Source organism: Exiguobacterium sp. JMULE1, assembly GCF_013337175.1.
GTDB lineage: Bacteria > Bacillota > Bacilli > Exiguobacteriales > Exiguobacteriaceae > Exiguobacterium_A > Exiguobacterium_A indicum.
This window is the reverse complement of record NZ_SGWC01000002.1, coordinates 2,397,751-2,416,350: the sequence shown is the minus strand read 5'-3', so window position 1 is coordinate 2,416,350 and position 18,600 is coordinate 2,397,751. Positions and strand designations below refer to the sequence as shown.

The window sequence follows — 18,600 nt, the reverse complement described above, 5'->3', positions numbered from 1 at the left end:
AGGAGATTCCTGCCTCTTTTCACGGAAAGAGAAGGTGGAACACATGGAATTAGCAGAAATTCGCAACACCGCCGAGTGGATGGAAAAGAAACTCGACGAATATAAGGCATCACTCGACCTCGAGTCGAAGATTGCCCGGATCGAAGAACTTGAAAACGAGATGACGTACCCAGACTTCTGGAACAACCAGGAATCGGCACAAAAAGTCATCGATGAGTCGAACGGCTTAAAAGCGATGGTCGACAAATACAAAGAACTCGAAGCAGGTCACGAGAACGTCGCCTTGACGTACGAATTGATCAAGGAAGAGCCGGATGCGGATCTTCAAGAAGAGCTCGAGTCAGAACTTGGCGACCTCAAGAAGAAGTTCGAAGACTTCGAACTCCAAATTCTCTTGAACGGCGAATATGACGCAAACAACGCGATCCTCGAGTTGCACCCAGGTGCAGGTGGTACCGAGTCGCAAGACTGGGCATCGATGTTACTACGGATGTACCAACGTTTCTGCGACAAGCAAGGCTGGAAAGTCGAAACGATGGACTACCAACCGGGTGATGAAGCGGGTGTCAAATCGGTCACGCTCCGTATTCAAGGGCACAATGCCTATGGATACTTAAAAGCTGAAAAAGGGATCCATCGTCTCGTCCGGATCTCACCGTTTGACTCGTCAGGTCGCCGTCATACATCGTTCGTCTCGTGTGACGTCATGCCGGAATTCAACGATGACATCGACATCGAAGTCCGGACGGAAGATTTACGGATCGATACGTACCGTGCCTCTGGTGCCGGTGGTCAGCACATCAATACGACGGACTCGGCTGTCCGGATCACCCACGTTCCGACAGGCGTCGTCGTCTCTTGTCAACAAGAACGGTCGCAGATCAAAAACCGTGAAGCGGCGATGAAGATGTTGAAAGCGAAACTCTACCAACGCGAAATCGAAGAGCAACAAAAGAAACTCGACGAGATCCGTGGTGAAAAATCGGATATCGCATGGGGTAGCCAAATCCGTTCGTACGTCTTCCACCCATACAGCATGGTCAAGGATCACCGGACGAACTATGAAGTCGGGAACACGCAAGGAGCAATGGATGGTGACATCATGGGCTTCATCGATGCGTACCTCCGTCTGATGAATATGTAAGACAATCAACCAGTCGGACGATGTTCGACTGGTTTTTTGACCGTCAAAGGGGGAACAGTCATGCAGGAGCAAAGTCGGATCAACAAACAAGCGTGGGAGTACCGGGCATATGAATTTTGGGAAAAGCGAGACGGAACACCGGCAGAATATGCTACGATCATCAAACAAGATCCAGCCGCATGCTTGAAGAAACATCGTCGTCATCTCGAAGACATCGCCGGGAAGACGATCGCGAACATCTGCGGTTCGAACGGACGCAAGGCGGTGCCGTTAGCGTTACTCGGAGCAGACGTCACCGTGTTCGATATTTCAGAGGAGAATGCCAAGTACGCGCTTGAACTAGCGTACCATGCTGAGACATCAATCCACTATGTTGTCGGGGATCTCTACGCGATCGATCTTGAACGATATCGCAATACGTTTGACCTCCTCTACTTAGAAGGCGGGATTTTGCATTACTTTGCGGATCTCGAGCGTTTTCTGCAGATCCTGTTTACAATCTTGCGACCCGGTGGGCAGTTGATCCTTAGCGATTTTCACCCGGTCGGACGCTGGATCGATGCGGATTTGACGTATCGACCGCGTTATTTCGATCAAGCGTTGCAAGCGGGTGACTTAGCGTATAAGACACATTTTCCAGACGCGGAACAAATCGATTTTCCGGACGTCTCCGTCCGTTACTTTACGCTGAGTGAGATTTTAAACGGCGTCATCGCGACGCGATTCACATTAGAACGATTCGACGAGCATCGTGGCTGGAACGGTGAGAACATCCCGTCCGAGTTCACGCTACTCGCAACGAAACCACTCGAAGGGAGCAATAGCTGATGATTATCCGTAAAGAAGGCTTCAAGGATGCAGCGGGAATCCGGCTTGTCCATGAGGCAGCGTTCGAACAACCGAGCGAAGCGAACCTCGTGGATGCGTTACGCGAGGACGAAGCCGCGCAACCGGTCTTTGGTCGCGTCGCGATGACCGACAAAGGAGAAATCGTCGGTCATGTCCTCTTGAGCCGAATCCATATCGGTGACATCCCGTCACTTGCCTTAGCGCCGGTCGGTGTGTTGCCGGCTTGGCAACGAGAGGGCATCGGTTCTGAGTTGATCCGCCAGGTGATCGAGGATGCACGGGATGCCGGTGAATCACATATCGTCGTGCTTGGTCACGACAGCTACTATCCACAGTTTGGTTTCGAACGGGCGATCGACTACGGTATTGAGCCACCGTTCCCCGTTCCGCCAGAAGTCTTTCTCGTCCTTGCACTCGAACGGAATGGGTTGCGTAGCGTCAGCGGCATCGTCCGCTACAGTCCCCCCTTTAGTGCGGTATAAAGGGAACACTGTGAGTTGTTCCGCCTCTCTAGTCGTTGTCTGACTTTTCCGCTAAAATGAAACACGAGAATCAATCGATAAGGGGAAATGGAATGTCATGACATCGACACGTCAGGAAGTCGTGCGCGATTATGCGTATTTGTTAATCGGGTCCTTGTTCGTCGCAAGTGCCTTTAGTTTATTTTTAGCACCGAATCAACTCGCTTCAGGAGGCGTTAGTGGCTTATCGATCGTCTTGAACGATCTGTTCGGGATCTCACCCGGCTTGTTCCAACTCGTCGCGAACGTCGTCTTGCTGGCGATCGGGTGGATGATCCTCGGGATGGGTTTTGGTGTCAAATCACTCGTCGGGTCGATCTTTTTACCGGTCGTCATCCTTGTCTACGAGCGGTTCGATGTTCCGGCTGCGACGATGAATCCGATGCTTGCCGCGATCTTCGGTGGTGCCGGTGTCGGGATCGGACTCGGTCTGATCTTCCGGGGACGTGCCTCGACCGGGGGAATGGATTTGATTGCGCAAATTTTGCATCGCTTCACGAAATTGCCGCTTCATCTCTGTATCGCCTTGCTCGACGGAACGATCGTCATCAGTGCAGCGACAATCTTCTCGCTTGAGATCGGACTGTACGCGCTCGTCGCCTTGTTCATCACGATCAAGATGATCGACGTCGTCCAACTCGGGATCACGAACGACAAGCTCGCTTATATCATCTCCGATCAACGGGAAGCGTTAGTGAAGGAAATCTTCGAAACGCTCGATCGCGGAGCGACGGAGATCGAGGCGGCAGGTGCGTTTACGCGGACACGGAAACCGATGCTGATGGTCGTCGTCCGCCAAGGAGAAATCACAACGCTTAAAGAGATCGTCAAACACATCGATCCGTCAGCGTTCCTCGTCGTCAGCGAGGCGCATGAGGTGCTGGGACTCGGTTTTACGGACGACAAACGCTACCGGAATGTGCCGTAATTGTTCCAAACTCGTGAAGTTTTTGTGAAATTATGCTTAACTCTTCCGGATAACGGTTATACTCTAACTAGGTCAGAAGTGTTTACTTAGATACTTACAAGAGGGGGATATCCGGATGAAGCTGAAAAACTTGTTACTCGCGTTAGGGTTAGGAACAACGCTTGCACTCGCAGCATGTGGTGGTAGTGACGACTCCAGCGCTAGCGATTCGTCAAGTACGAAGGAAGAGTCGACGATGAACGATGATTCGTCGAAGACGGAAACAGCTGTTGATGCGGAAAAAATCTTCGCGAACAACTGTGCATCGTGTCACGGGAACAACCTTGAAGGAAATGTCGGACCAAATCTGACGAAGGTCGGCTCGAAGTACTCTTCAGAAGAGATTCAAGAGATCATCAAGAACGGGAAAGGGCAAATGCCTGCTGGAATCCTCAAAGAGGATGAAGAAATCGTTGCCGTTGCTGACTGGCTCGCGGATAAAAAGTAATTATGGGATATGATGGGGTATGAGATGACAGACACGACATGTGTTCGTCATCTCGTACCTCTTTTTTATGGTATCATCGCTTGAAATGACATTTGATTGTAATGTGCGTTCAATTTCGTCCCTGTTATAATGGTGGTCGGTAGGTTTTTAGACCTATCCATTCAGCATCAGTAAATAAGTAAGGATGTGAAGTACGTGATCAAGATGCAACGAATCAGTAAGATTTATCCGAACGGCGTCACGGCACTCCGTGAGGTCGATTTGACGATTGATCAAGGCGAATTCGTCTATATCGTCGGTCCGTCGGGTGCGGGTAAGTCAACATTCATGAAAATGATGTACCGCGAAGAGAAACCAACGAGCGGTTCATTTTTATTTAAAGGAATCGAAGTCGGTAAGTTGAAGAACCGTCAAATCCCCGAACTTCGTCGCCAAATCGGCGTCATCTTCCAAGATTTCAAACTACTCCCGTCATTGACGGTTTATGAAAATGTCGCCTTCGCATTAGAGGTCGTAGGAGAAGACAAGTCACAAATCCGCCAGAAGGTGCTCGAGGTACTCGATCTCGTCAAGCTCAAGCATAAGGAACGGAACTATCCGGATGAATTATCAGGGGGCGAACAACAACGAATCTCGATCGCGAGAGCCATCGTCAACCGTCCGTCACTCGTCATCGCCGATGAACCGACAGGAAACCTGGACCCGGATACTGCATGGGAGATCATGGAAGTATTCGAAGAGATCTATCGCCGTGGGACAACGGTCGTAATGGCGACACACAACCGAGACATCGTCAACAAGATGCGTCATCGTGTCTTAGCGATCGACGGTGGAAAAATCGTCCGAGACGAAGAGAAAGGAATGTACGGCTATGAAGTTTAATGGATTCCGTCATTTACGGGAAGGGGCAAAAGGTCTCGTCCGGAACGGCTGGATGACATTCGCTTCAGTCAGTGCCGTTACCGTCACACTACTTCTCGTAGGAATATTCGCAATGCTCATGTTCAACGTCAACAAGATCTCTGATAACGTCGAAAAAGACGTCGAGATCCAAGTCTTCGTCGAACGGGAAGCAGACCAAGCAAAAATTGATTCAGTTGGCGATTCGTTGAAGCAATTACCGGGAGTCGCATCTGTCCGTTATAGTTCGAAAGAAGAAGAACTGGACCGCTTCAAGGAGCAACTTGGCGAAGGTTCACAAGCGTACCGGTCCGTTGAAAAAGATAACCCGCTTCACGATCGATACATCGTCAAAGCTACCTCACCAAAAGAGACAGAAACACTTGCAAATTCCATCAATAAAATGGAAAATATAGATAGTGTCGAATATGGTAAGGACTATGTTAAAAAGATGTTTAACTTCCTTGAAGGAGTTCGGATCGGTGGAATCATCCTGATCGTCGGTTTGACGTTCATGGCAATGTTCCTCATTTCGAATACGATCAAAGTCACGATCTTCTCTCGTCGTCGGGAAATCGAGATCATGCGTCTCGTTGGAGCGAAAAACGGATTCATCCGTGCACCGTTCTTTGTTGAAGGGTTGTTGATGGGGATATTAGGTGCCATCATCCCGATTGTCGTTGTCTACTTTGGTTATGAAGTATCGTACAATGCGATTCAACCTCAACTGGCAACGATTAACGAAGGAATCTTCTCACTAGTCCCGCCAGGACAATTATCACTAGAGGTCGTCTTAATTTTACTCGGTCTCGGTGCATTCATCGGTGTCTGGGGATCGACGACGTCACTTGGTCGTTTCTTAAAGATTTAATCGATTCATTTAAAAATAAAATAGAGGAGAGATGCTTCTCATGAAAGTCCGATTCTATTCTGTCGTCCTGAGCTTAGCTTTGATTGGAACTAGCGTGTCCGTTCATGCCACGTCGAAAGAAGATTTGTTGAAGGAACAACAGGAGGTCGAAAGCCGTCTAAAAGAGACGGAACGATCACAGAATCAGACATCAGAGAAGTTGATCTTGACGAAACAGCAGCGCAAGGAAGCCCGTGCGCAACTGGATGAAGTCAACAGCCGTTTGGATGATTTAGCGCGTAAGATAGCCGATCAACAAGCGGCTGTTGCTGCATCTAAGGAACGATTACGTCTGACGGAAGAAGCCATTTCCGAAACGTTGAAGGAACTACATCAACAAGAAGACTTACTGGGAAGTCGCTTACGTGCCGTCCAGCAAAAGGGAGACGTTACCTACATCGAGGTCTTGCTTGACGCGAAAGACTTCGGTGATTTGATTTCGCGCTTCAGCACAGTCAGTGAGATCATGAAGCAAGATGATGATGTCCTGCAAACATATAAGGCGAACGTCATTCAGTTGAACGAACAGCGATCCGATCAAGCGTTGTTGCTCGAAAGTCTGAAGCGGGAGCAACGGAAATTACTTGTCCTTCAGACGCAAATCATCGCGGAATCGGAGTTGAAGCGAAAGCTGGTCGTCCAGTTGAACACGAAGGTAAAAGCGTTGCAACAAGAGCAGTTCTCAAAAGCTGAAGAAGCAGAAATTCTCGCTGATCAGCGACAGTTGATTCAAAATGAACTGGCTGCACTGAAAGAAGCAGAACGAAAAGCAAAAGAAGAGGCAAAGCGACGGGCAATCGAGGCAGCACGTCAAGCCGAAGCGAAGCGAGTAGCGGAAGCCAAACGACAAGCCGAAGCTGCGCGTGCTGCTGCAGCGAAACAACAGGAAGCGGATGCTGAGAAAACGAAGCCACCCGTACCTGAAGTCGAAGTACCTTCAGGAACACCCGATACACCAGCAGACGTCGATTCGAATCGTCCATTTCATTTACCGGTGCAAGGCTATGTCTCATCACCGTTCGGTCCACGAAACAATCCGTTGACTGGAAAGCCGGAGATTCATAAGGGAATCGATCTCGTCAATGCGAAAGGGACACCGATTCATGCGGCAGCCGGAGGAATTGTTTTGCGTGCAGGCAGTGCGACGGGGTACGGCAATGTCGTCATGGTGACTCATTTAATTGATGATCAGGTCTATACGACCGTTTATGCCCACCTGGAGTCAATCGATGTCAAAGCCGGTCAAACGGTCATGCCCGGTCAAATCGTCGGCACACTTGGATCAACCGGCTGGTCGACAGGACCGCATCTGCATTTCGAATTGCATAAGGGAGAGTGGGCTGCCGGTCAACCGAATGCAGTCGACCCGGCACCGTACATCTTTTGACATCCCATAGAATACTGAAAAGATAGGGTAACCTATCTTTTTTTGCTATACTGAAAAAAATAATGCGTTTTTTAACGGAAGTGGGGAATCAAGCGTGAAAAAATCTACAACAGCAGTCATCGCGGTCAGTACCTTCGGGCTTGGTTTAGGGGCAGGCGCCGTCGGAATGTTAGCGGCTGGCGGAACGGATTCTGTCTCGACGTCATCGTCGTCTGCGAATGCGACGGGTGATTGGAAAAAAATTGATCAGGTCCGTCAAATGATCGAACAGAACTATCTAGAAGACGTAACGGATAAAGAACTGCTGGACGGTGCGTTATCCGGTATGGCGGAAGTGCTTGACGATCCGTATTCCGTCTATATGGATGAGTCGGAGACGGCATCGTTCAATACGAATCTATCGTCTTCTTTTGAAGGGATTGGTGCGACGCTTGAACAAAAGGGCGAGTCGATCGTCATCGTCTCACCGATTAAGGGATCACCCGCTGAAAAAGCCGGGATCAAACCGGGTGACGTCATCTTAGAAATCGACGGCAAGTCGACGAAAGGGCAAAAGACGGATCAAGCCGTCAAGAAAATCCGTGGTGAAAAAGGAACGAATGTCGTCCTGACGATTCAACGCAGCGGTCAAGACGCGATGGACATCACGATCAAACGGGATACGATTCCGATCGAGACGGTTTATACGTCGACCGAAGACGTCAACGGGAAGAAGATTGGTGTCTTGCAAGTGACGCAGTTCTCAGAACCGACGGCTAAAGAGTTCGAGAAGGGGCTCGCGAAACTCGAGAGTCAGAATATCGATGGACTCGTCATCGACGTTCGCGGAAATCCGGGCGGTCTCTTAACGGCTGTCTCAAGCATGATTGCACCGTTCATTCCGAAGGACGTTCCGATTTATCAAGTCGAGAACAATAAGGGAGAGCGTCAGCAGGAATTCGGGAAGGCAGACGAGAAGAAACCATATAACATCGTCGTGCTCGAAGACGGCGGATCAGCGTCCGCGTCCGAGATTTTGGCAGCAGGTCTGAAGGAAGGTGCCGGGGCTGAGGTCGTCGGTACGAAATCGTTCGGTAAAGGTATCGTCCAAAGTGCCTATGACTTGAAGGACGGTAGCGATTTGAAGTTAACGACGAACAAGTGGCTGACACCGGACGGCAACTGGATTCATAAAAAAGGAGTTAAGCCGACGATTGAAGTCAAGCAACCGGCGTACTTCAACGTCACGAAGATCCTGACTGATCAAAAGTCACTCGCAGTCGGCGATTATGGAAAATCAGTCGAAAATGCTCACCTCGTCCTCGAAGCAATCGGTTACGAGCCAAAAGGACAAAATGGGTATTTCGGTGACACGATGAAGAAAGCCGTCGAAGCCTTGCAAAAGGATGCGAAGCTTGACGTCACTGGAAAAATCGATCAGCAGACAGCGGGTGAGATGGAGACGCGTCTCCTGAAGAAACTCGAGGACGATAAGAATGACGTCCAGCGGAAAAAAGCACTCGAGGTCGCTGCTCAATAATAAGGAATGGAAAGAGGTCTGAATGCGCGTGGAATTACTCGATGAAATTGGTTGGACCGCGATTAGTCTCATCGCCAGTCCGACCTTGTGGTTAGCACTCCTTGTCAGTTGGGTCATCGGCATCCGGCGTGTTAAACGGGAACGTGGACTATTTCGCTCCCGGACACACGGTAAACGAAGCGATGTCCTCGAAACACTTTTACCCGGGTTACTAATTGGTCTCGTCTTATCCGTCGCCAGTGGCTGGCTCGGATTGACGCTGACGCCGCAATACGCTCTGTTGTTACTCGGACTCTCGAGCGTCCTGTTGTTGGTCGGGATTGTCCGCTTGAACGTACCGCTTTGGCCGATCGTCTTGCTTGGACTTGCCGGCTGGTTTCTAATGGATGCACGTCTTGATCCGGTTCGAGCGGTTGATCCGAAAATGATTTTATTGCTTGCGACGTTAACGCTCGTCGCGGAATGTCTACTCGTCTGGTGGCGCGGGCAACGACGCCTGTCACCGTCACTCGTCGTCTCGAAGCGTGGTCGCTTCATCGGTGGGCTGTCAGCGAATAAACTTTGGCTATTGCCCTTGCTCGTCTTTGTTCCGGGCGACGTGCTTGAAGCTTGGTGGCCACGTTACAGCTTCCCAGAGCTCGTTCCGATCGTGCTTTGGTTACCGATCGGCTTCAGCTTTCTCTTTACGGGTAAGTTGCCGAAAGAATTGATGCGTCCGCTCGTTCAAGGACGTTTGATCACGAGTCTCGTCGCGATTCTATTGACGGTTCTTGCATACGTCACCGGACAAGCTGAATGGCTGTACGGAATCGTCTTGTTGCTCGTCCTGCATATCTTATTGCATCAGCGGGTCAAACGCTTGAACCGGGCACAGACCCCATTGTTCCTCAATGGAACGCGTGGTGCCGTCATTCTCGGAACGCTACCTGATAAACCGGCTGCTGAGATGGGATTGATTCCGGGTGAAGCCATCTACAAGGTCAACGGCGAAAAAGTGGATTCGGAAGCATCGTTCTACGAAGCGATCCAAAAACACAAACCGTATCTGCGTCTTGAAGTCATGAACCATAACGGCGACATCCGGTTTGCGCAACGTGCCTTCTATGAACAAGATCATCATGAGCTCGGTATCCTGTTCGTCAACGAGCCGGTCCATGGTCGCACTAAAGTGCGGTCCTTGCATTAACAAGTAAATCCCTGTCACGGAACAGCCGTGACAGGGATTTTTTTATGAGCAGAAAAATCGAGGATCAACACTCGAAGCAAAAAGAAACTTTTGCATTTTCGAAAAAAAGGGTAACTTCCTAAAAGGAGCACTTCATAATCGAATGTTTGTTCGTAAAGTGGTACAATAAAAATAGATTTTTTACGTGATGAGGGGGAAGCAAACGATGGATTTTGAACTCGTTTCACCATTTGAGCCAGGCGGTGATCAGCCGACAGCAATCGAAAAATTGGTGACTGGGCTAAAACAAGGCGAACGACATCAGACGTTGCTTGGGGCGACCGGTACCGGGAAGACGTTCACGGTCTCGAACGTCATCAAGGAAATCAAGAAACCGACACTCGTCCTTGCCCACAACAAAACACTAGCGGGACAACTCTACTCGGAGTTCAAGGAATTCTTCCCGAACAATGCGGTCGAATACTTCGTTAGTTTTTATGATTATTATCAACCGGAAGCGTATGTACCGTCGACGGATACGTTCATTGAGAAGGACTCTTCGATCAACGATGAGATTGATAAACTACGTCACTCGGCGACGTCCGCCCTGTTCGAACGGGAGGACGTCTTGATCGTTGCTTCTGTCTCGTGTATCTATGGTCTCGGTAACCCGGAAGAGTACAACAACCACGTCTTGTCACTGCGTGTCGGCAATGAGATGGGGCGAAACGAGATGCTCCGTCGTCTAATCGACATCCAGTATGAGCGTAACGACATCGACTTCCAGCGCGGACGGTTCCGCGTCCGCGGAGACGTCGTCGAAATCTTCCCGGCGTCACGCGATGAACAGTGTGTCCGGGTCGAGTTCTTCGGTGACGAGATCGAACGGATTCGTGATATGGATCCGCTGACAGGTGAGATCGTCGCGGACCGTGAGCACATCTCGATCTTCCCGGCGTCCCACTTCGTGACGGGGGATACCCGTCTGCAGAAGGCGATCGCGAACATCGAGAAGGAACTAGAGGTCCAGCTTGCGAAGTTGCGCGAAGACAATCAGTTGCTCGAAGCGCAACGGCTCGAACAACGGACGAACTACGACCTTGAGATGATGCGTGAGATGGGCTATTGCTCCGGAATCGAGAACTACTCGCGTCACTTGAACTTGATGCCGGAAGGGGCAACACCGTATACGTTGCTCGATTACTTCCCGAAAGACTTCTTACTCGTTGCCGATGAGTCACACGTCACGCTGCCGCAAATTCGCGGGATGTATAACGGGGACCAGGCGCGGAAACAAGTCCTCGTCGATCACGGCTTCCGTCTTCCGTCGGCAAAAGACAACCGTCCGTTACGATTCGAGGAGTTCGAGGAAAAAGTCAGTCAGGCGATCTATATCTCGGCGACACCAGGACCATATGAACTCGAACATTCGAAAGAGATGGTCGAGCAAATCATCCGTCCGACCGGTCTCGTTGATCCAACGATCGAGATTCATCCGATCACAGGACAAATCGATTACTTGATGGATAACATCCGTGACCGGGTCGCGAAGAACGAACGTGTTCTCGTGACGACACTGACGAAGAAGATGGCAGAAGATTTGACCGATTACTTGAAAGAGAATGGCGTCAAGGTCAACTACATGCACTCGGAGATCAAGACGCTGGAACGGATTGAAATCATCCGTGACTTGCGGCTGGGGAAATACGATGTCCTCGTCGGGATCAACTTATTACGAGAAGGACTCGATATTCCGGAAGTCTCACTCGTGACGATTCTTGATGCCGATAAGGAAGGTTTCCTCCGTTCGGACCGTTCGCTGATTCAAACGATTGGTCGGGCGGCGCGGAACTCGGAAGGACACGTCATCTTGTTTGCTGATAAAGTCACCGATTCGATGCAACGCGCAATCGATGAGACGGAACGCCGTCGCGCAATCCAGATGGCGTTCAACGAAGAACATGGCATCACGCCGCAGACGATCAAAAAAGACGTTCGTGGTGTCATCAGTACGACGATCGAGAGCGACGACACCGTCGAAAAACTCGAGAAGTTCAACAAACTCAAAAAACCGGAGCGCGAAACGTTGCTTGAACAGCTTGATCAAGAGATGCGTCAAGCGGCGAAAGACATGCAGTTCGAACGAGCTGCTGAGCTCCGCGATCTCATATTAGAATTGAAAGCAGGTGCCTAAGTTGGGAGAAAAGAAGAATCAGATTATCATCAAAGGCGCTCGCGTCAATAATCTACAAAACATCGATGTCGAAATCCCCCGCGATCAGCTCGTCGTCTTGACGGGCTTGTCCGGGTCAGGGAAATCGTCGCTTGCCTTCGACACGATTTACGCGGAAGGACAACGGCGTTATGTCGAAAGTTTATCAGCCTATGCCCGTCAGTTCCTTGGACAGATGGATAAACCGGATGTCGATACGATCGAGGGACTGAGTCCAGCAATTTCAATCGACCAGAAGACGACAAGTAAAAACCCGCGTTCGACGGTCGGAACGGTCACAGAGATCTATGATTATTTGCGTCTGTTGTACGCACGAATTGGTAAACCGATTTGTCCAAATCACGGAATCGAGATTTCGAGCCAGACGATCAGTCAGATGGTCGACCAAGTGATGGAGTTGCCGGAGCGGACGCGTCTGCAAATTCTCGCGCCAATCGTTTCCGGACGTAAAGGGACGCACGTCAAGGTGCTCGACGATTTGAAGAAGGAAGGCTTCGTCCGCGTTCGTGTCAACGGAGAGACGATGGATCTCGCCGAAGAGATCACGCTTGAGAAAAACAAGAAACACTCGATCGAAGTCGTCGTCGACCGTGTCGTCGTGCGACCAGATGTCGAAGCCCGTCTTGCGGATTCACTCGAGACTGCCCTTCGCCTCGCAGACGGTCGGGTCATCGTCGATACGATGGACGGCAACGAATTGTTGTTCAGTGAACATCATGCTTGTCCGATCTGTGGCTTCTCGATCGGCGAACTCGAACCACGGATGTTCTCGTTCAACTCACCGTTTGGTGCTTGTACGTCATGTGACGGTCTCGGAACGAAGCTTGAGGTCGATGTTGATCTCGTCGTGCCGCATCCTGATAAGTCATTGAACGAAGGGGCAATCGTAGCGTGGGAACCGACGAGCTCGCAGTATTATCCACAATTGCTTAAAGCGGTTTGTGACCACTTCAAGATCGATATGGATACACCGTTCGAACAATTGTCAGAAGAACATCGCGAAACGATTTTGAACGGAAACACGAAGGAAGAGATTCACTTCCGTTATGAGAATGACTTCGGGATGGTCCGAAATACGAACCTCTACTTCGAAGGGGTCCTCAATAACTTACAACGTCGCTTCAAGGAGACGTCGTCTGATTATATCCGGGAACAGATGGAAGGCTACATGGCGAAGAAGGCGTGTCCGACGTGTAAAGGACATCGCTTGAAACGGGAATCGCTCGCCGTCAAAGTATCCGATCACCATATCGGTGAAGTGACGAAGATGTCTGTTAAACAAGCGGTCATGTTCTTCGACGAACTACCGGAGAAATTAAGTGAGAAGGATCAGACGATTTCGCGGATGATCGTCCGTGAGATTCATGAACGGGCGTCGTTCCTTGAGAACGTCGGTCTCGATTACCTGACGATCTCACGCGCAGCCGGTACGTTGTCCGGTGGGGAAGCGCAACGGATTCGTCTTGCGACACAAATCGGTTCGCGTCTGACGGGCGTCCTCTACGTTCTCGATGAACCATCGATCGGTTTACACCAACGTGATAATGATCGTCTGATCAATACGCTGAAGGCGATGCGTGATCTTGGCAATACGCTGATCGTCGTTGAACACGATGAAGACACGATGATGGCAGCCGACTACTTGATCGATATCGGACCTGGTGCTGGCGATCACGGTGGATTCGTCACGGCAGCCGGGAAACCAGAAGAGTTGATGCAGGATGCGAACTCGTTGACTGGTCAATACTTGTCCGGGAAGAAGTTCATTCCTGTTCCGTCGACACGCAAAGAGCCAGACGGTCGGATGCTCCATATCCACAAAGCATCGGAAAACAACCTGAAGAACGTCGATGTCGACATTCCGCTGGGTCTGTTCGTCGCCGTCACCGGTGTCTCGGGATCCGGGAAATCGACGTTGATCAATGAAATTCTTTATAAGACGATCGCGCACGAGATGAACCGGGCGAAAGAAAAACCGGGTGCTCATAAAGGGATCACCGGTCTGGATCAAATCGATAAGGTCATCGACATCGACCAGTCACCAATCGGTCGGACACCACGCTCGAACCCAGCAACGTATACTGGTGTCTTCGATGACATTCGGGACGTCTTTGCTTCGACGAACGAAGCGAAACTCCGTGGTTACAAAAAAGGACGTTTCAGTTTCAACATCAAGGGTGGACGTTGTGAAGCGTGTCGCGGTGACGGGATCATCAAGATTGAGATGCACTTCTTACCGGACGTCTATGTTCCGTGTGAAGTCTGTCACGGGAAACGCTACAACCGCGAAACACTCGAAGTGAAATATAAAGGCAAAACGATTGCCGACGTGCTTGAGATGACGGTTGAAGATGCCCTTGCTTTCTTCGAGAACATTCCGAAGATCACGCGTAAATTACAGACGATCGCTGACGTCGGTCTGACGTACATGCGTCTCGGTCAACCCGCGACGGAACTGTCCGGCGGGGAAGCGCAACGTGTTAAATTGGCGTCCGAGTTGCATAAGCGCTCGACTGGGAAGACGATCTACATTCTCGATGAGCCGACGACAGGACTCCACGTCCACGATATCGCGCGTCTCCTGAAAGTCTTACAACGTCTCGTCGACAATGGTGATACGGTGCTCGTCATCGAACACAATTTAGATGTCATCAAGACGGCAGACTACTTGATTGATCTTGGACCAGAAGGGGGCGACGGTGGCGGAACGATCGTTGCTGCTGGGACACCAGAACACATCGCTGAAGTTGAAGCATCCTACACGGGACGATACCTCGCACCTGTCCTTGAACGCGATGCGGCACGAATTGAATCGTGAAACTTTTGTGGATGAGGATTCGTAGGGAGGAACTAAGGGAACTTAAACGAAAGTATCATGTAACACACGTTTGAGGTTCAAGAATAGGAGGGAACGGTTCATGAAGCAAGATATGCGTCAATTGATATTGGAGCAAGTCAAAGAAGGAAAGTTAACGATTGATGAGGCACTCGATAAACTCGAGCGGCTCGAAGCGATCGACGAACGTGCAACTTCTGCCAGTGAACATAAGTACGTCGATGAACCAGAACAATATGATCGGGTCGACCAGTATTCCGTCGATTCGCTGACGACGAAAGTCATGTCAGCGTTCGATAATCTCGTCAGTCGGATCAAGGATAGTGATCTTTCGCTTAATCAAGCGTCCGGTCCGAACGTCACCTACGTCAAACAATTCCCATTCAGCGGTGAGACGGTTCATGTCGATCTGTTCAATGCGAACTTGGTCGTTGAACCAAGTGATCTTGAAGAATGTGAGTTGACGGTGACAGGACGTCCGCTTCGCCGCCAACAGGTGACGGAAGAACAAGCGCTTGAGCAACTTCAAGCCGCTGTTCAACACGCGGTCTCGGCAAACACACTCTCGATCCGTTTGAAGGATAAGAGTGTCCGTGCGACAGTCCATCTGAAAGTACCACGCCGTCATTACGAATCATTCGTCTTACAGACGCTGAACGGGGAAATTTCGTTGACGTCACTTGATACGACATCCGCTCAACTGATGACAGCAAACGGTCGAGTCAACGTCCGTGATCTATTCAGTGAGGATGTCAAAGTATCGACAGCGAACGGTTCGATTGAAATCGAAGAGTCGGAGTTGAAAGTCTTGAAGGCGAAGACAGCCAATGGACAAATCATCACGACAGGTGTCTTCGAGCGTTCAGAACTGAAAACGGCGAACGGCAACGTCCGCTGTGAGCTGAAGACCGTGCAAAACGCGAAGGTCAAAGCGTCGTCGCTTGCCGGAAGCATCGCCTTGATGTTGCCGCACGGCGCTGAAGTCTACGGGGAGCTTGAGACAAACTTCGGTGGTCTCAACTGCAACCTTGATGATATGGAATTGATCCGGGATCAAAAAGAAATCGTCAACCGGAAGCTCCATTTCGTATCAGGTCGCGGTCGTTCACCAAAAATTGAGGTCGAAGCCGATACGAAGACAGGTACGATTTCGGTCACGCACGGTGTTCACCTCAGTCCACAAGCGTTATAAGCATACCAGCGCAACTTCTTGAAAAAGAGGTTGCGCTTTTCTTATGACGTCGCATCCGCTTTGCGTGCTTTCCTCAGGCGAGACACAAGCCGCGGCTACGTCGTTCTAGGAACGAGTAGCCGGGTCTCGTTTGTCTCTGACAGCGCGGATGACCGCGCTTTTTCCTGTAGGAGTCACGCGAGCGGAGCTTCGTCAGCTGCATAGACAAAAACACCCATCCTCATAAGAAGATGGGTGTAGTTCCTACATCAATAATCGTAATCCTGATCCATCATCGGCTCGTCGAAGTTCATGTTCTCGATATTATTCATATCGTAACCGAACGAGAGTAAGGCAATGACACCGATGATTGCAAGAACGATCGAAACGAGAATCAGACCGATTCCGAGCCAACTCTTTCCGCGTGCGCGATTCCAATAGAAGATGATCGCGAGGACGTAGGAAATAAATGAACCACTGATGAAGATTCCGATGATCGAGATGATGAAGAATAAAAGAGCTGTTTGATCTTGATTACGCGAATACGCTTTCCACATATCAATCAGTGAGATGATGAGGTAGACGAAACCAGCAATCGCTAGAACCGCAAATAAGATAATGACTAAAATGAATCCGATACCACCGCCTGACATCACGGCAAAACCTCCTTCAAAATATTAACTCTTTATTCCATTCCCAAGAAATCATGCTTCTAATCCAATTCCATGAATCGAATAAAAATATGGTACAATACTTCAAGTGAAAGGGGCTGACGAAGCGTGCAACCAAAAGTGCGAACAGCTGAAATCGTAAAACAATTCAATCTCCACATCGTCACGGGAGAAGAGGGCTTACATCGTCCGATTCTGACGGCTGATTTGTGCCGACCTGGCCTTGTGCTTGCCGGTTATTATGCCTATTACCCGGCAGAACGTCTCCAGATTCTCGGAAAAACAGAATTGACGTTCTTCAATAATTTAACGTACGAGGAACAACGCGAACGAGCGAATGTCCTCTGTACGGATGAAACACCTGGTATCTTGATCACACGTGGATTCGAAGTACCGGAAGCGATCATCCAAGCCGCGGACGAGACGAACGTGCCACTGTTGACGACAAAAGGGCATACGACATCGGTCGAGTCACAGATCACGAACTTCCTCGAAGCGGAACTTGCACCAACGACAGCGATGCATGGTGTCCTCGTCGATATCTATGGTGTCGGTGTCTTTATCAAAGGAGCAAGTGGTGTCGGTAAATCGGAAACGGCACTCGAACTCGTTAAGCGGGGTCACCGTCTAGTGGCAGATGACTCAGTTGAGATTCGTCAAACCGGTGACGGGATTCTCGTCGGAACGGCACCGAAGTTGATTCAACATCTGCTTGAGATTCGCGGAATCGGGATCATCGACGTGATGACGTTGTTCGGTGCAGGTGCTGTTCGCTCGCACAAGAAGATCAGCCTCGTCTGTAACCTCGAGATTTGGGATCAATCGAAAGTCTATGACCGCGTCGGTCTGGACCAAGAGACACTCCAAATCATCGATACGGAAATTCCATTCCTGACGATTCCGGTTCGTCCCGGACGAAACCTTGCTGTCATCATCGAAGTCGCAGCGATGAACTATCGTCTGAAGAACATGGGCATCAACACAGCAGAAGAATTCGCGGGACGTCTCGCGCAAGCAATTGAAGATGGGAATGGTGGTCTTTGATGGGAACTTTAGCCTCTGTACAACCAACGTTTGACCGCGTGGCGATTGAACTCGGTCCTGTACCGATTTACTGGTACGGCATCGTCATCGCACTCGGTGCGGTCGTCGGTCTGTTGATTGCAATCTTCGAGTCGAAGCGGATCGGCTTTAACGAAGAGTATGCGGTCGATGTCGTCATCTGGTCGATTCCGATCAGTATCATCTGTGCCCGGATTTACTACGTCGCGTTCGAGTGGAACTACTATAGTCAACATCTTGACCAAATCATCAATATCCGCCAAGGTGGGATCGCGATTCACGGTGCGATCATCGGTGCGATTTTGACGGTCATTATCTATACGCGTAAGAAAAAGATCTCGTTCTGGCAAATCGCTGATATCTTGGCACCATCCCTCTTGTTCGGACAAGCCGTCGGACGCTGGGGTAACTTCTTCAACCAAGAAGCACACGGTGGCGAAACGACATGGTCGTACTTACAAGATACGCTGCACTTACCGAACTGGATCGTTAACCAGATGTACATCGACGGGACGTACTACCTACCGACGTTTCTCTATGAAAGCATCTGGAACATCATCGGTGTCATTCTGTTGATCGTCTGGCGGATGAAGTTCAATCCACGTCGTGGGTATGTCTTCCTCGGTTATCTTGTGTGGTATTCAATCGGACGCTTTTATATTGAAGGACTCCGGACGGACAGTCTGATGATGGGGGATGGACTCCGGACAGCGCAAATCGTCTCAATCTGTCTGATCATCTTCGGTGTGATCATGATGGTTGTTCGCCGCAACGCCGTTCGTTACTTGGACGGTTCGAAAAAGGAGGCGAAGTAATC

Annotated in this window: 16 protein-coding genes; 15 read left to right on the top strand and 1 reads right to left on the bottom strand. The window is 50.1% G+C overall.

Translation table 11 applies throughout. The features are described from left to right. Positions 1–43: 43 nt before the first annotated feature. From prfB to EXW93_RS12830, 13 genes are all read left to right on the top strand, one after another. The gene (prfB, locus tag EXW93_RS12890) at positions 44–1,144 is read left to right on the top strand and encodes a peptide chain release factor 2 (RefSeq protein ID WP_023469245.1); all 1,101 of its coding nucleotides are present in this window, start codon (positions 44–46) and stop codon (positions 1,142–1,144) included. A gap of 60 nt (positions 1,145–1,204) precedes the next feature. Next, positions 1,205–1,972 carry a class I SAM-dependent methyltransferase gene (locus EXW93_RS12885; protein WP_174316537.1) on the top strand — a complete coding sequence of 256 codons (768 nt, stop codon included), beginning with the start codon at positions 1,205–1,207 and terminating at the stop codon, positions 1,970–1,972. Beyond that, on the top strand, positions 1,972–2,475 hold the full coding sequence (locus tag EXW93_RS12880) for a GNAT family N-acetyltransferase (RefSeq protein ID WP_174316536.1): 504 nt from the start codon (positions 1,972–1,974) through the stop codon (positions 2,473–2,475). The genes EXW93_RS12885 and EXW93_RS12880 overlap by 1 nt, the downstream gene beginning before the upstream one ends. Positions 2,476–2,572: 97 nt before the next feature. Then, positions 2,573–3,442 carry a YitT family protein gene (locus tag EXW93_RS12875; protein WP_023469242.1) on the top strand — a complete coding sequence of 290 codons (870 nt, stop codon included), beginning with the start codon at positions 2,573–2,575 and terminating at the stop codon, positions 3,440–3,442. A gap of 115 nt (positions 3,443–3,557) precedes the next feature. Further along, positions 3,558–3,929, top strand: a complete 372-nt coding sequence (gene cccB, locus EXW93_RS12870) for a cytochrome c551 (protein WP_174316535.1) — start codon at positions 3,558–3,560, stop codon at positions 3,927–3,929. 195 nt (positions 3,930–4,124) lie between these two features. Next, positions 4,125–4,811, top strand: coding sequence for a cell division ATP-binding protein FtsE (gene ftsE / locus EXW93_RS12865; RefSeq protein ID WP_023469240.1), 687 nt, complete (start codon positions 4,125–4,127; stop codon positions 4,809–4,811). Beyond that, positions 4,801–5,700 carry a permease-like cell division protein FtsX gene (ftsX, locus tag EXW93_RS12860; RefSeq protein ID WP_174316534.1) on the top strand — a complete coding sequence of 300 codons (900 nt, stop codon included), beginning with the start codon at positions 4,801–4,803 and terminating at the stop codon, positions 5,698–5,700. Before ftsE ends, ftsX begins: the two co-directional genes overlap by 11 nt. Positions 5,701–5,740: 40 nt before the next feature. After that, positions 5,741–7,126, top strand: coding sequence for a M23 family metallopeptidase (locus tag EXW93_RS12855; RefSeq protein WP_075642817.1), 1,386 nt, complete (start codon positions 5,741–5,743; stop codon positions 7,124–7,126). Positions 7,127–7,220: 94 nt separating this feature from the next. Next, positions 7,221–8,645 carry a S41 family peptidase gene (locus EXW93_RS12850; RefSeq protein WP_174316533.1) on the top strand — a complete coding sequence of 475 codons (1,425 nt, stop codon included), beginning with the start codon at positions 7,221–7,223 and terminating at the stop codon, positions 8,643–8,645. Positions 8,646–8,667: 22 nt separating this feature from the next. Beyond that, positions 8,668–9,831 (top strand): PDZ domain-containing protein, encoded by a 1,164-nt coding sequence (locus EXW93_RS12845; protein WP_174316532.1) that lies wholly within the window; start codon positions 8,668–8,670, stop codon positions 9,829–9,831. Between the two features lie 205 nt (positions 9,832–10,036). Further along, a complete protein-coding gene (uvrB, locus tag EXW93_RS12840) occupies positions 10,037–12,004 on the top strand; it encodes an excinuclease ABC subunit UvrB (RefSeq protein ID WP_023469235.1) in 1,968 nt (655 codons plus the stop codon). A 1-nt stretch (position 12,005) separates the two neighbouring features. Next, positions 12,006–14,861 carry an excinuclease ABC subunit UvrA gene (gene uvrA / locus EXW93_RS12835; protein WP_035396286.1) on the top strand — a complete coding sequence of 952 codons (2,856 nt, stop codon included), beginning with the start codon at positions 12,006–12,008 and terminating at the stop codon, positions 14,859–14,861. A gap of 100 nt (positions 14,862–14,961) precedes the next feature. Then, positions 14,962–16,071, top strand: coding sequence for a DUF4097 family beta strand repeat-containing protein (locus tag EXW93_RS12830; protein ID WP_035396288.1), 1,110 nt, complete (start codon positions 14,962–14,964; stop codon positions 16,069–16,071). A gap of 248 nt (positions 16,072–16,319) precedes the next feature. Here EXW93_RS12830 and EXW93_RS12825 read toward each other — a convergent pair whose 3' ends face one another. Next, the gene (locus EXW93_RS12825) at positions 16,320–16,703 is read right to left on the bottom strand and encodes a hypothetical protein (RefSeq protein ID WP_050678702.1); all 384 of its coding nucleotides are present in this window, start codon (positions 16,701–16,703) and stop codon (positions 16,320–16,322) included. Positions 16,704–16,829: 126 nt separating this feature from the next. Between EXW93_RS12825 and hprK the strand changes: the two genes are divergently transcribed. Next, positions 16,830–17,765 (top strand): HPr(Ser) kinase/phosphatase, encoded by a 936-nt coding sequence (hprK, locus tag EXW93_RS12820; RefSeq protein WP_035396292.1) that lies wholly within the window; start codon positions 16,830–16,832, stop codon positions 17,763–17,765. Beyond that, a complete protein-coding gene (gene lgt / locus EXW93_RS12815) occupies positions 17,765–18,598 on the top strand; it encodes a prolipoprotein diacylglyceryl transferase (RefSeq protein WP_023469230.1) in 834 nt (277 codons plus the stop codon). Before hprK ends, lgt begins: the two co-directional genes overlap by 1 nt. Positions 18,599–18,600 lie beyond the last annotated feature (2 nt).